10 protein-coding genes and 1 tRNA gene are annotated in these 12,138 nt (G+C 72.5%); 4 read left to right on the top strand and 7 right to left on the bottom strand.

The window, feature by feature from the left end; all coding sequences use genetic code 11:
* Window positions 1-20 precede the first annotated feature (20 nt).
* The 3 genes from ACFRCR_RS11715 to ACFRCR_RS11705 all read right to left on the bottom strand — a co-directional run bounded on the left by ACFRCR_RS11715 (window position 21) and on the right by ACFRCR_RS11705 (window position 2,785).
* The gene (locus ACFRCR_RS11715) at window positions 21-1,004 is read right to left on the bottom strand and encodes a ribose-phosphate diphosphokinase (protein WP_138823089.1); all 984 of its coding nucleotides are present in this window, start codon (window positions 1,002-1,004) and stop codon (window positions 21-23) included.
* The gene (gene glmU / locus ACFRCR_RS11710; protein ID WP_377677714.1) at window positions 1,001-2,683 is read right to left on the bottom strand and encodes a bifunctional UDP-N-acetylglucosamine diphosphorylase/glucosamine-1-phosphate N-acetyltransferase GlmU; all 1,683 of its coding nucleotides are present in this window, start codon (window positions 2,681-2,683) and stop codon (window positions 1,001-1,003) included. The genes ACFRCR_RS11715 and glmU overlap by 4 nt, the downstream gene beginning before the upstream one ends.
* A 30-nt stretch (window positions 2,684-2,713) precedes the next feature.
* Window positions 2,714-2,785: transfer RNA gene (locus tag ACFRCR_RS11705), tRNA-Gln, on the bottom strand.
* Window positions 2,786-3,040: 255 nt separating this feature from the next.
* Here ACFRCR_RS11705 and ACFRCR_RS11700 point away from each other — a divergent pair.
* The 4 genes from ACFRCR_RS11700 (at window position 3,041) to ACFRCR_RS11685 (ending at window position 6,534) form a co-directional block, all read left to right on the top strand.
* On the top strand, window positions 3,041-3,652 hold the full coding sequence (locus ACFRCR_RS11700; protein ID WP_377677712.1) for a TetR/AcrR family transcriptional regulator: 612 nt from the start codon (window positions 3,041-3,043) through the stop codon (window positions 3,650-3,652).
* 86 nt (window positions 3,653-3,738) lie between these two features.
* On the top strand, window positions 3,739-4,722 hold the full coding sequence (locus ACFRCR_RS11695; RefSeq protein ID WP_377677710.1) for an ABC transporter ATP-binding protein: 984 nt from the start codon (window positions 3,739-3,741) through the stop codon (window positions 4,720-4,722).
* Complete coding sequence (locus ACFRCR_RS11690; RefSeq protein ID WP_377677709.1) at window positions 4,719-5,963, top strand: ABC transporter permease; 1,245 nt, start codon at window positions 4,719-4,721, stop codon at window positions 5,961-5,963. The genes ACFRCR_RS11695 and ACFRCR_RS11690 overlap by 4 nt, the downstream gene beginning before the upstream one ends.
* A gap of 70 nt (window positions 5,964-6,033) precedes the next feature.
* Complete coding sequence (locus ACFRCR_RS11685) at window positions 6,034-6,534, top strand: MarR family winged helix-turn-helix transcriptional regulator (protein WP_030153375.1); 501 nt, start codon at window positions 6,034-6,036, stop codon at window positions 6,532-6,534.
* Between the two features lie 10 nt (window positions 6,535-6,544).
* Here the strand turns inward: ACFRCR_RS11685 and ACFRCR_RS11680 are convergent, their stop codons facing one another.
* The 4 genes from ACFRCR_RS11680 to ACFRCR_RS11665 form a co-directional block, all read right to left on the bottom strand.
* Entirely contained in the window at window positions 6,545-8,428 is a 1,884-nt protein-coding gene (locus ACFRCR_RS11680) for an ABC-F family ATP-binding cassette domain-containing protein (protein ID WP_377677707.1), read from the bottom strand.
* Window positions 8,429-8,517: 89 nt separating this feature from the next.
* Complete coding sequence (locus ACFRCR_RS11675) at window positions 8,518-9,456, bottom strand: 4-(cytidine 5'-diphospho)-2-C-methyl-D-erythritol kinase (protein ID WP_377677706.1); 939 nt, start codon at window positions 9,454-9,456, stop codon at window positions 8,518-8,520.
* Window positions 9,453-10,373: a 16S rRNA (adenine(1518)-N(6)/adenine(1519)-N(6))-dimethyltransferase RsmA gene (gene rsmA, locus ACFRCR_RS11670; protein ID WP_377677704.1), complete on the bottom strand. Its 921-nt coding sequence runs from the start codon at window positions 10,371-10,373 to the stop codon at window positions 9,453-9,455. The genes ACFRCR_RS11675 and rsmA overlap by 4 nt, the downstream gene beginning before the upstream one ends.
* A gap of 70 nt (window positions 10,374-10,443) precedes the next feature.
* On the bottom strand, window positions 10,444-11,580 hold the full coding sequence (locus ACFRCR_RS11665) for a ubiquitin-like domain-containing protein (RefSeq protein ID WP_377677703.1): 1,137 nt from the start codon (window positions 11,578-11,580) through the stop codon (window positions 10,444-10,446).
* Window positions 11,581-12,138 lie beyond the last annotated feature (558 nt).

Genomic DNA, 12,138 nt, shown 5'->3' with positions numbered 1-12,138 from the left:
CGTCCCGCGCGGGACGAGCCTCAGCTGTTGCCGTCGAACAGCGACGTGACCGATCCGTCGTCGAAGACCTCGCGGATCGCGCGCGCCAGGAGCGGCGCGATCGACAGGACCGTGAGCTGCGGGAAGTGCTTCTCCGCGGAGATCGGCAGGGTGTCGGTCACGACGACCTCGCTCGCACCGCACTCGGACAGGCGCTGCGCCGCCGGGTCGGACAGGACGCCGTGCGTCGCCGCGACGATGACGGACTTGGCGCCCGCCGCGAGGCAGACCTTGACGGCTTCCGCGATGGTGCCGCCCGTGTCGATCAGGTCGTCGACGAGGACGCAGTCGCGACCCTCGACGTCACCCACGACGCGGTTCGCGACCGCCTGGTTGGGGCGCGTGATGTCGCGCGTCTTGTGGACGAAGGCGAGCGGTCCGCCACCGAGCTTCGCGGCCCACTGCTCGGCGACGCGGATACGGCCGGCGTCGGGCGAGACGACCGTGACGTTCGACGTGTCGACGCGCGAGCGGACGTAGTCCGTGAGGATCGGCATGGCCCACAGGTGGTCCACGGGGCCGTCGAAGAAGCCCTGGGTCTGCGCGGCGTGCAGGTCGACGCTCATGAGTCGGTCGGCACCGGCCGTGCGGAACAGGTCCGCGATGAGACGGGCCGAGATCGGCTCGCGACCGCGGTGCTTCTTGTCCTGACGGCCGTAGCCGTAGAAGGGCTGGACGACCGTGATGGTCTTGGCCGAGGCACGCTTGGCCGCGTCGACCATGAGCAGCTGCTCCATGATCCACTGGTTGATCGGCGCCGTGTGGCTCTGCAGGAGGAAGATGTCCGCGCCGCGGACGCTCTCCCCGAAACGGACGTAGATCTCGCCGTTGGCGAAGTCGTACGCGGTCGTCGGGAGCAGGTCGATGCCCAGCTCCCGCGCGACGTCCTTGGCGAGCTCGGGGTGCGCGCGCCCGGACGCGAGGACGAGGGACTTGTCCCCGTTGCCGGCGATCGTGCTGCTCATCGTGGGGAAGGCCCTTCGTTCGTGCTGCTGGTCGTGGTGCTGGAACCGTCGGGGACGGTGGGGACACCCGGGCTCGCAGGCACCGGGGTCGGTCGGGGGGCCGGGGTCGCCGCGGTGGCCTCGGCGAGCTGCGCCTGGGCCTGGGCTCCCAGCGGAGGGGGCGTGTCGTCGTCGTTCTCGTGGGCCCGCGCGGCGGCGTCGGCGGCAGCGGTGCCCGGGCGGCGGCGGGCGACCCAGCCGTCGACGTTGCGCTGCGGGGCGCCGCTCACGCCGAGCGCACCGGCCGGCACGTCGCGGCGGATCACGGAGCCTGCGGCCGTGTACGCGCCGTCGCCCACCGTGACGGGGGCGACGAACATGTTGTCCGCGCCGGTCCGGGCGTGCGAGCCGATGACGGTGCGGTGCTTGGAGACACCGTCGTAGTTGACCGTGACGCTCGCCGCACCGATGTTGGTGTGCTCGCCGATCGTCGCGTCGCCCACGTAGGACAGGTGCGGCACCTTGGAGCCGGTACCGATCGTCGCGTTCTTCGTCTCGACGAACGTGCCGATCTTGCCCTTGGCCCCGAGGTCCGTGCCGGGGCGCAGGTAGGCGAACGGCCCGACGCTCGCTCCGTCCCCGACGACCGACAGGCTGCCGTGCGTGCGGGTCACGGTGGCGCCCACGCCGACCTCCATGTCGGTGAGCGTCGTGTCGGGGCCGATGGTCGAGCCCGCCCCGATCGTCGTCGCACCGTGGAGCTGGGTGCCCGGGAGCAGCGTCACGTCGTGGCCGAGGTCCACGTCGACGTCGACCCAGGTCGTCGCCGGGTCGATCACCGTGACCCCCTCGAGCATCCAGCGGGTGAGGATGCGGCGGTTGAGCTCGGCGCGCAGCGTCGCGAGCTGGGCGCGGTCGTTCGCCCCCTCGACCAGGAGCGGGTCGGCGACCCGGAGGGCACCGACGCGGCCGCCGCCCTCGCGGGCGATCTGGAGCACGTCGGTCAGGTAGACCTCGCCCTGCGCGTTCTCCTGGGTGACCTGCTGGAGGGCGCCGCGCAGGACACCTGCGTCGAAGACGTAGACCGAGGAGTTGATCTCCCGGATCGCGCGCTGCTCGTCCGTCGCGTCCTTGTGCTCGACGATGCTCAGGACTCCCCCGGCGTCGTCGCGGACGATCCGGCCGTAGCCGGTCGCGTCGTCGACCTCGGTCGTCAGGACCGTCACGGCGTTGCCGCCCGAGCGGTGCGCGTCCAGCAGCTCGGTCAGCGTGGCCGCGTCCAGCAGCGGGATGTCCCCCGCGAGGACGACGACCGACCCGTCGAGACCGTCAACGGCGCCGCGCCCCTCGTGCCCGATCGGCACCCCGTGGGCGGCGGCCTCGGCCTGCGCCCGCACGTCGAGCGCCTCGAGCGCGCACTGCACGGCACGACCGGTGCCCGGCACGTCGTCCTGGTCGACCACGAGGGCCGACGGGACGACCTCGAGGGCTGCGGCCGCCACGAGGTCGCGCTCGTGCCGGACCACGACGGCGATCCGCAGCGGAGACAGGTCACGGGCCGCGACCATCGCGTGGCCGAGCAGGCTGCGTCCGGCGAGGGGATGGAGGACCTTCGGGGTCGCGGACTTCATCCGTGTCCCCGCACCAGCGGCGAGGACGATGACTGCGGCTGGCGGCGAGTCGGGCACAGCGTCGGTCACTGGGGCTTCCCATCTGGTTGGTGGCACGAGCTCCGCCCCCAGGACTCGAACCTGGACTAAAGGCACCAAAAACCCTTGTGCTGCCGATTACACCAAGGCGGAACGGACTGGACACGGCGCGCCGTCCGAGGGTGAACCCGCGGTCGCGCGCACCATCGCTCGTCCGGAGAACAGTCTGCCAGGTCTCGCGCCGTGCTCGGGGCCCGAACGGTGTCCAGACGTGGAGAAAACGTGTGAGGAGGCAGTCACTCGGCGCTCGTGCCGCGAGGCGAACCGTCTCATCCCGGTCCCCCGGACGGCCGGGCACGGCATGATGGTGCCGTGCCCGCAGACTCCAGACGTCCTCCCAGATCCCGCATGACCGCGAGCCAGCGCCGTGAACAGCTCCTCACGGTGAGCCGTGTCCTGTTCGCGGAGAAGGGGTTCGAAGGGACGAGCGTCGAGGAGATCGCGGCACGCGCCGAGGTGTCCAAGCCCGTGGTGTACGAGCACTTCGGCGGCAAGGAAGGCATCTACGCGGTCATCGTGGACCGCGAGATCCAGGGCCTGACCAGCGCGCTCACCGGAGCCCTCTCGATGGGTGGCCACCCCAAGGTGCTGCTCGAGCGCACGGCCCTCGCGCTGCTGACGTACATCGAGACCTCCGAGGACGGGTTCCGGATCCTCGTGCGCGACTCCCCTGTCGCCCAGGCGACGGGGACGTTCTCCAGCCTCATCGGGGACGTCGCGACCCAGGTCGAGCACCTGCTCGCGGACCAGTTCAAACGCCGCGGCCTGGACCCTCGGGTCTCGCCCATCTACGCGCAGATGCTCGTCGGCATGGTCGCGCTGACTGGTCAGTACTGGCTCGACGTCCGCAGCCCCAAGAAGGCCGACGTCGCGGCGCACCTGGTCAACCTGGCGTGGAACGGCCTGTCCGGCATGGAGAAGAAGCCGTCGCTCACGACCAAGGACCGCGCCGCCGACTGACCGCCCGCCGGCCGCCGACCCGCGGGGCCTCGAACCCGTGACATTCCGCCCGTGACGGCGGCCGCGTCGCATGGTTTCGTTGACCCATGGCGACTCTCGAGATCGACAGGCTGAACAAGACGTACGGGACCGTGCGCGCGCTGCGCGACATGTCCTTCACGGTCGGCGCCGGCGAGATCTTCGGCTTCGTCGGCTCGAACGGGGCCGGCAAGACGACCACCATGCGCATCGCGCTGGGGGTGCTCGCGCCCGACTCGGGCGAGGTCCGGTGGGACGGCCGACCGCTCGACCTGGCGATGCGCCGTCGGATCGGGTACATGCCCGAGGAGCGCGGGCTCTACCCCAAGATGAAGGTCGGCGACCAGCTCGAGTACCTGGCCCGGCTGCACGGGCTGAGCACGAGCGCGGCGCGCGCCGCGACGGAGCACTGGACGCAGGTCCTCGGGATCGACTCGCGTCGTGGCGACGAGGTCCAGAAGCTCTCGCTCGGCAACCAGCAGCGCGTCCAGCTCGCGGCCGCGCTCGTGCACGACCCGGACATCCTGGTGCTCGACGAGCCGTTCTCCGGGCTGGACCCGGTCGCGGTCGACGTCATGAGCGGCGTGCTGCGCGACCGCGCCGCCGCGGGCGTCCCGGTCGTCTTCTCGTCGCACCAACTCGACCTGGTCGAGCGGCTGTGCGACCGCGTGGGGATCGTCAAGGCGGGCGAGATGGTCGAGGTCGGCGGGATCGAGGAGCTGCGCGCGACGCAGCGCCCCCAGTGGGTCGTCGACGCCCCGCAGGCGCCGCCCGGGTGGGCGGCCGAGCTCCCGGGCGTCCATGTCGTGCGGTACGACGGCGCCAGGACCTTCCTCGAGGTCGACTCGCCCCAGGACGGGGCCGAGCAGGTGATCCTGCGCGCGGCACTGGCCACGGGCCCGGTGCGGGAGTTCACGCCGCAACGCCCCTCCCTGACAGAGCTCTTCCGCCACGTCGTGAGCAGCGACGACGCGGCCGCCCCCGCGGCGGGCGCCGACGCGACGGGCGACGACCCCACGCCCCCCACGACCCGTCAGGAGGTCTCGGCATGAGCGCCGACCGCCGGCCCCCGGGCCAGCCGACCAGCACGCAGAACCACTCCCCCGTCAGCACATGGGGCGCGGTGTCCCTCGTGGCGGGTCGGGAGATCTCGACCCGCATCCGCTCCAAGGCGTTCGTCTGGACAACGGTCGCCCTGCTCGTCGGTGTGGTGCTGGGCGGGTTCCTGCTGAGCCTGGTCGGCGACCAGGGCCCCGCTGCCCAGAAGGTCGGCGTCACGTCGGAGGCCGAGGCCCTCGGCCCCCAGCTCACGGCTGCGGGCACCGCGGTCGGGACCGAGATCGAGGTCACCGAGGTCTCGGAGTCCGAGGGACGGACCCAGGTCGCCGACGGGGACCTCGACGCCCTGGTCATCGGCAGCCCCGAGTCGTTCACGGTCGTCGTGCAGGAGGAGCTGGGCACGACCCTGTCGCCCGTCTTCACGGGGCTCGCCCAGCAGGCGGCCCTGACCGGGGCCATCACCGACCTCGGCGGCGACCCGTCCGCCGTCGCGCAGGAGATCGCGACCGCCGCGCCCACGGTCGAGACGCTCGAACCCGCCGAGGAGCGCGACCCCGCGCAGATCGTCACGGGCATGGTCGGCGGGATCCTCATCTTCATCGCGCTCATGACCTGCGGGCAGCTCGTGGCGCAGGGCGTCGTGGAGGAGAAGACGAGCCGCGTGGTCGAGCTGCTGCTCGCGACGATCCGGCCCTGGCAGCTCATGGCGGGCAAGGTCCTGGGCATCGGCGCGATCGGCCTCATGCAGCTCGTGGTGGTCGTGGGGGGCGGCGTCGGGACGGCGTTCGCCCTGGGGCTCGTCGACGCGAGCAGCGTGAACCTCGGGGCGACCGCGGCCTGGGTGCTCGTGTGGTTCGTGATCGGCTTCGTCATGTACTCGCTGGCCCTGGCCGCGCTCGCGGCGCTCGTCTCGCGGCAGGAGGACGTGGGCTCGGTCATCACGCCGGTCCTGACGCTCATGATGATCCCGTACATCATCGGGATCTCGATCGGCCCGTGGGACCCCGAGAACCCGCTCGTCGTGTGGCTGTCCTACATCCCGTTCTGCTCGCCCCTGCTCATGCCGATCCGGATCGCGCTGGGCACGGTCGAGACGTGGGAGATCCTGCTCGCGGCCGGGCTCTCGCTCGCGCTCGTGCCCGTCCTGGTGTGGCTCGCGGGCAAGATCTACTCGAACGCGGTGCTGCGCACGGGCGGCCGGATCAAGCTCAAGGACGCTCTGCGCGCGAGCTGACCGGTCCCGTCCGGGCGGGTCGACCCGTCAAGACTCTTGATGTCGAGGAATGTCGAGTAATCTCGCGTTCATGCAGCACCCGCACCCGGACGAGGTCGACCGCATCGTCGACGCCTGGCAGCGCGAGCGTCCGGACCTGGACGTCGAGCCGCTCACCGTGTTCTCCCGCGTCAGCAGGCTGGCCCGCCACCTGGACCTCGCGCGCCGCAGCGCCTTCGCGCGCGGGCACCTGGAGACCTGGGAGTTCGACGTGCTGTCCGCGCTGCGCCGGGCGGGCGAGCCGTACCGCCTGTCCCCCGGGGCGCTCATCACGCAGACGCTCGTCACGAGCGGCACCATGACCAACCGGATCGACCGCCTCGAGGCGCGCGGGCTCGTGCAGCGCCACCGCTCGCCCGACGACCGCCGCGGCGTGCTCGTCGAGCTCACGCCCGAGGGCCTCGAGCGCGTCGACGCCGCCATGAGCGACCTCCTGGCCGTCGAGCGCGAGGTTCTCGCGGCCCTCGCGCCCGCCGAGCGGCTGCAGCTCGCGAACCTGCTGCGCACCGTCGTGGGGCAGTTCGAGGCCTGACCGGCACGGGTCAGTCGAGCAGCTCGGCGGCTTCCATCCACTCGGCCTCGAGCGTGTCCTTCTCGTCGGCGAGCTCGCGGAGCTGCTTGTCGAGGTCGAGGATCGCGGCGTGGTCGGTCGCCTGGGCCGCCATCTTGTCGTGCAGGCGCGCCTCGAGCTCCGCGATCTTGGACAGGCGTCGCTCGATGCGCCCGATCTCCTTCTTCGCGGCCCGCACGTCCGCCCCGGACGGGGCCGCCTGAGCACCGGTGTTCCCGGTGCCGTCGGGGCTCCCCGTGCCCGACGCCGTCGCACCGGCTCCGGCGCTCGTCGCCCCGGTGCGCGTCCCGGCAGAGGCCGCCGCGATCGCGGCCTTGCGCAGCGCGAGGTACTCCTCGACGCCGCCCGGCAGGTCACGGATCGTGCCGTCGCCCAGCAGCGCGACCTCACGGTCGCAGACACGCTCGAGCAGGTAGCGGTCGTGCGAGACGACGACGAGCGTCCCGGGCCAGCCGTCGAGGAGGTCCTCGATGGCCGCGAGCGTGTCGGTGTCGAGGTCGTTGGTGGGCTCGTCGAGCAGCAGCACGTTGGGCTCTCCGACGAGCAGGCGCAGGAGCTGCAGGCGACGGCGCTCACCACCCGACAGGTCGCGGACCAATGTCTGGGAGCGCTCGCGCGTGAAGCCGAGGCGCTCGACGAGCTGGGCCGCGGTGAGCTCCTTGCCGTCGACCGCTACCGTGCGCTTCTCCTGCTCGATGACCTCGACGACCCGCAGGCCGCCGATCTCGTCGAGCTCGTCGACGTCCTGGGTCAGCTCGGCGACGTGGATCGTCTTGCCGCGCTTGACCGTGCCCGCTGTGGGGGCGAGCCGCCCGGCCAGGAGCCGCAGGAGCGTCGTCTTGCCCGCGCCGTTGACCCCGACCACGCCGTAGCGGTCACCCGGGCCGAGGCGCCAGGTGACCTCGTCGAACAGGACCTTCTCCGCCGCCTGGGCATCACCGTCACGTGCCGGCATCCGGACCGTCACGCCCTCGAGGTCCAGCACGTCCTTGCCGAGGCGTCGCGTGGCCATGCGCGTGAGCTCGAGCGTGTCACGGGGGTTCGGCTCGTCGGCGATGAGCGCGGCCGCGGCGTCGAGCCGGAACTTGGGCTTCGACGTGCGGGCCGGGGCCCCGCGACGGAGCCAGGCGAGCTCCTTGCGGAGCAGGTTGTTGCGCTTCTCGGCCGTGACGGCCGCAGTGCGGGCGCGCTCGGCGCGGGCCAGGACGTACGCGGCGTACCCGCCCTCGTACCCCTCGACCGAGCCCGAACCGTCACCCGTGACCTCCCACATGCGCGTGCAGACCGCGTCGAGGAACCAGCGGTCGTGCGTCACGACCACGAGCGCGCCGCGGGCACCGGGACGCGCGTAGCGCGCCTGGAGGTGCTCGGCGAGCCACGCGACCCCCTCGACGTCGAGGTGGTTGGTGGGCTCGTCGAGGAACAGCACGTCGTGCTCCGCGACCAGCAGCGCCGCGAGCGCGACGCGGCGTCGTTGACCACCCGACAGGGTCGACGCCGGGGAGTCCAGGTCCAGGTCCTCGAGCAGGCCCGCGTGCACCGCGCGGATGCCCGCGTCGCCCGCCCACGTGTGCTCGGCCGACTCCCCGTGCACCAGGTCGCGGATCGTGGTCCCCTCGGGCGACTCGTCGCGCTGGTCGAGCATCCCGATCCGCAGCCCGCCCACCCGGGTGACGCGTCCGGCGTCGGGCACCGCGGTCCCCGCGAGGAGACGCAGCAGCGTGGACTTGCCGGCGCCGTTGGGGCCGACGACGCCCACGCGGTCGCCGTCGTCGAGGCCCAGGCTCACGCCGTCGAGCAGGGTGCGGGTGCCGACGACGAGGCGGATGTCGTCGGCGCCGAGGAGGTGTGCCATGAGTTCCTTCGGGAGGGGGGAGGTGCCCTAGCGAGGATACGCGTCGGCACGCGGGCGCCAGGACGCGGCGGACCCGGGGAGTGCGTGCGTCAGGAGGGCAGGACGCGGGCGCCCGACGCCGGGCCCGTGGCGCAGTGCACCGAGTCCGCGACGCCCGCCGCCGTCCAGGAGGCCGCGATCGCGAGCGCGTGCTGCCGGCTGCGGGCGAGGGCCGCGATCGTCGGGCCCGAGCCCGAGACGATCACCCCGAGAGCCCCGACCTCGTGCGCGACCTCCAAGGTCCGGGCCAGCTCGGGCGCCAGGGCGAGCGTCGCGGCCTGCAGGTCGTTGTGCAGCGCCCGACCGAGCCCCACGGGATCCCCGGCACGCAACGCCTGCATGAGCTCGGTGTCGTCCGACAGCTCGACGTCGGGGGTCCCGCCCACGACCTCGTCGAACGTCTGGAACACCTTGGCCGTCGACAGCCCCTCGTCGCGCACCGCGAAGGCCCAGTGGAACTCGCCACGGGACATCGCCGGGGTCAGGAGATGACCCCGTCCGGTGCCCACCGCGGTGTGCCCGACCAGGCCGAACGGCACGTCCGAGCCGAGCCCCGCCGCGAGGTCGGCCATCTCGCCCCGCGAGAGCCCGGTCTCCCACAGCAGGTCGCACGCGACGAGTGTCGCCGCCGCGTCGGCGGACCCACCGGCCATGCCGCCCGCGACCGGCACGCCCTTGCGGATGTGCAGCCGGACGTCAGGATCCACCCCGGTGTAGCGGGCGAGCGACTCCGCGGCACGCCACGCGAGGTTGGACCCGTCGACCGGGACACGCTCGGCCTGCGCCCCGGAGACCGTCAGCGAGATGCCCTCGCCGGGCGTCACCAAGGTCGCCTCGACCTCCTCGACCAGCGAGACCGCCTGGAAGATCGTGACGAGCGGGTGGTAGCCGTCCTCCTGGCACGCCCCGACCCGCAGCGACAGGTTGACCTTCCCGGGCGCCCGGACCCGCACGGCGACGGGAGGCGCAGCGGACAGGTGGGAGCTCACGCGTCCACTGTGCCAGGTCGGTCCGGGTGCTCGCCTGCGGAAGCCGCCGCCTCGGCCCGCACGAGCGGGAGCTGCTCCGCGATGCGCGCGAACTCCTCGATCGTGAGCCGCTCACCACGCGCCGTCGGGTCGACACCCGCGCGCTCGAGCGCGTCGACCGCCGCGGCCGACGACCCCGCGATGCCTGCCAGGGCCGAACGAAGCATCTTGCGGCGCTGGGCGAAGGCCGCGTCGACGACCGCGAAGACCTCCTCGCGGGTCGCCGTCGTGCGGGGAGGCTCACGCCGGTCGAGCGCGACGAGCGCCGAGTCCACGTTCGGCACCGGCCAGAACACGCTGCGCCCCACCGTGCCGGCCCGCGAGGCCGAGGCGTACCAGGCCGCCTTGACCGACGGCACCCCGTAGGTCCGGCTGCCGGGCGGGGCCGCGAGCCGGTCCGCGACCTCGGCCTGCACCATGACGAGGACCCGCTGCAACGAGTCGAAGCGCTCGAGGAACGTCAGGAGGACGGGCACCGCGACGTTGTACGGGAGGTTGGCGACCAGCGCCGTGGGCGCCTCGCCCGGGAGCTCGGTGACCTCGAGCGCGTCGGCGGCGACGACCGTGAGACGGTCGGCCGCGTCCGGCTGGTGCACCGCGACGGTGGCCGCGAGCTGCTGCGCCAATGGCGGGTCGATCTCGACGGCGACCACGCTCGCACCGACCTCGAGCAGCCCCAGGGTCAGCGACCCGAGGCCCGGACCGACCTCGACCACGCGGTCCCCGGCCCCGATCCCGGCGGTCCGGACGATCTTGCGGACGGTCCCGCCGTCGTGCACGAAGTTCTGGCCGAGCGTCTTGGTGGGCCGCACACCCAGACGCCCTGCCAGGTCGCGGATCTGTGCCGGACCGAGCAGGGCGCTGGGGGTGTCGTTCATGCAGGGAAGCCTACCGGTTGGCCCGGTACGACCCCCTCCGCCGGGAGGGGGGCACGGCGTCCGCGCGGGATCAGTACCAGTTCTTCGCCTGGGAGTGGCCCCACGCCGCGCACGGGGTGCCGTAGCTGCCCGCGATGTAGTTCAGGCCCCAGGTGATCTGCGTCGCCGGGTTGGTCCGCCAGTCGGCACCCGCCGAGGCCATCTTGGACGCCGGCAGCGACTGCGGGATCCCGAACGCGCCCGAGGACCGGTTGGTCGCCGAGGAGTTCCAGTTGCTCTCCTTGGTCCAGAGCTTGTCGAGGCACTGGAACTGGTCGCCGCCCCAGCCGCGGGCCGCGACGAGCTGGCGCCCGATCTCGCGCGCCGACCCGGCCGCTGCCGGGCCGCTCGGGCGCTCCTTGGTGCCCTGCACGACGATCTTGGCGACCGGCTCGGCCGTGACGCCGTCCGAGACGACCTCGCGGGACTCCTCGACGCCGTCGACCGCGGTGACCCGCTCGACGAGGGTGTGCGCGCCCTCGACCCCCTCCTGGGAGACGGTCGGCGCCTCGTCCTTGTAGACGTTCGCGTCCTCCTGGACCGTCGTCTCGAACGGGACGGGCGTCACGGTGGGGACGTCGCTCACGGCGACGCGCTGGACGACGACCGAGACCGCGGGGTCGGCCGTCTCGTCGCGGGCGACCGAGACGCGGTCGTGCTCGCCGAGCACGACACCCTGCTGGTCGAGCAGCGCGTCGACGCCGATGGAGCCGTCCGGCGCGACGACCGTCTGGCCGTCGACGACCACGTTGACGGGTCCGTTCGCGTCGAGCTTCACGCCGAGCTCGGGGCGCCCGTCTGCGGTGGAACGGGAGGCGACCAGGCGCACGTCGGCACCACGACCCGCGAGCGTGTCGAGCGCCTCGTCGGCATCCAGAGCCGTGACCCACACGTCGCTCTGCTGACCATCGGTCTGCACGGTCACCTGACGCCCATAACGCACCACGACGTCAGCACCGTTCTTGAGCGCGGAATCACCCGCAGGAGCGATCAGGTCCTTGTCGGTGACCCGAACACCCTCCTCGGCCAGGAGACCCTCGACCGAACCGGCAAACGTGCTCACCGTGGTGATCTCACCATCGACATCGAGCTCGACGGTCTTCTTCGCGGAACCGTACGCGACCGCACCGGTCGCCACGAGCGCGACAGCAGTCGCACCGGCGATCAAGGGCCAACGGCGACGCCGCACAGCAGGGGAAGTGGCGGAGGCCTCAGCCTCGACACCATCAGAAGTCGAAGGGGTGGTTGCGGAGTGACGCGCCGTGCGCTGTGCGTCCACGGTCGTGCGGAAGGGGTTCTTCACTCGAGTCCAGTCGTCGTGCTGTCCGGGCACAGGGGGCCGAGGGCGTGTCAGGGCACTGTCCCCTTCCGCGCCGTGCGCGGGGCGACGAGGTCGCTCCGGGGTCTCGACCAGCCGATCCGGCGGTCCGGGCACCGCTTCCAGGGCTTCGTCCCGGTCGGCACCTCTCGCGGCGATCACACTCCGGTGAACTCTGCACGCGAGACACTCGACCGTAACCGATCCGTTATGGATCACCAAGTCGATCTCGCAGCGTGCGGGGCACGTCACAGGACGAAACGGGCCCTCGCCGGCAGACCTCGCACACTGCCCACGGGCACGGGTGGGCGGGCGGGGCAACCACCGGCACCCGGCGACGCAGGCAGGACACCGGTGAGCCGCAGCCCCCTCCACGCCGCAGACGCGGGAGAGGGTGCGACCCGCAGC

It is taken from the genome of Oerskovia sp. NPDC056781, from assembly GCF_042789955.1.
In the GTDB taxonomy this organism is placed as follows: domain Bacteria; phylum Actinomycetota; class Actinomycetes; order Actinomycetales; family Cellulomonadaceae; genus Oerskovia; species Oerskovia rustica.
This window is presented reverse-complemented; position numbering and strand designations above follow the sequence as displayed.

Excerpts from the sequence above, each read along its gene's own strand:
- ACFRCR_RS11715 (WP_138823089.1), bottom strand. The coding sequence starts at position 1,004 with ATGAGCAGCACGATCGCCGGCAACGGGGACAAGTCCCTCGTCCTCGCG.
- ACFRCR_RS11690 (WP_377677709.1), top strand. The coding sequence starts at position 4,719 with ATGAGCGCCGACCGCCGGCCCCCGGGCCAGCCGACCAGCACGCAGAAC.
- ACFRCR_RS11685 (WP_030153375.1), top strand. The coding sequence starts at position 6,034 with ATGCAGCACCCGCACCCGGACGAGGTCGACCGCATCGTCGACGCCTGG.
- ACFRCR_RS11680 (WP_377677707.1), bottom strand. The coding sequence starts at position 8,428 with ATGGCACACCTCCTCGGCGCCGACGACATCCGCCTCGTCGTCGGCACC.
- rsmA (WP_377677704.1), bottom strand. The coding sequence starts at position 10,373 with ATGAACGACACCCCCAGCGCCCTGCTCGGTCCGGCACAGATCCGCGAC.
- ACFRCR_RS11695 (WP_377677710.1), top strand. The coding sequence starts at position 3,739 with ATGGCGACTCTCGAGATCGACAGGCTGAACAAGACGTACGGGACCGTG.
- ACFRCR_RS11700 (WP_377677712.1), top strand. The coding sequence starts at position 3,041 with ATGACCGCGAGCCAGCGCCGTGAACAGCTCCTCACGGTGAGCCGTGTC.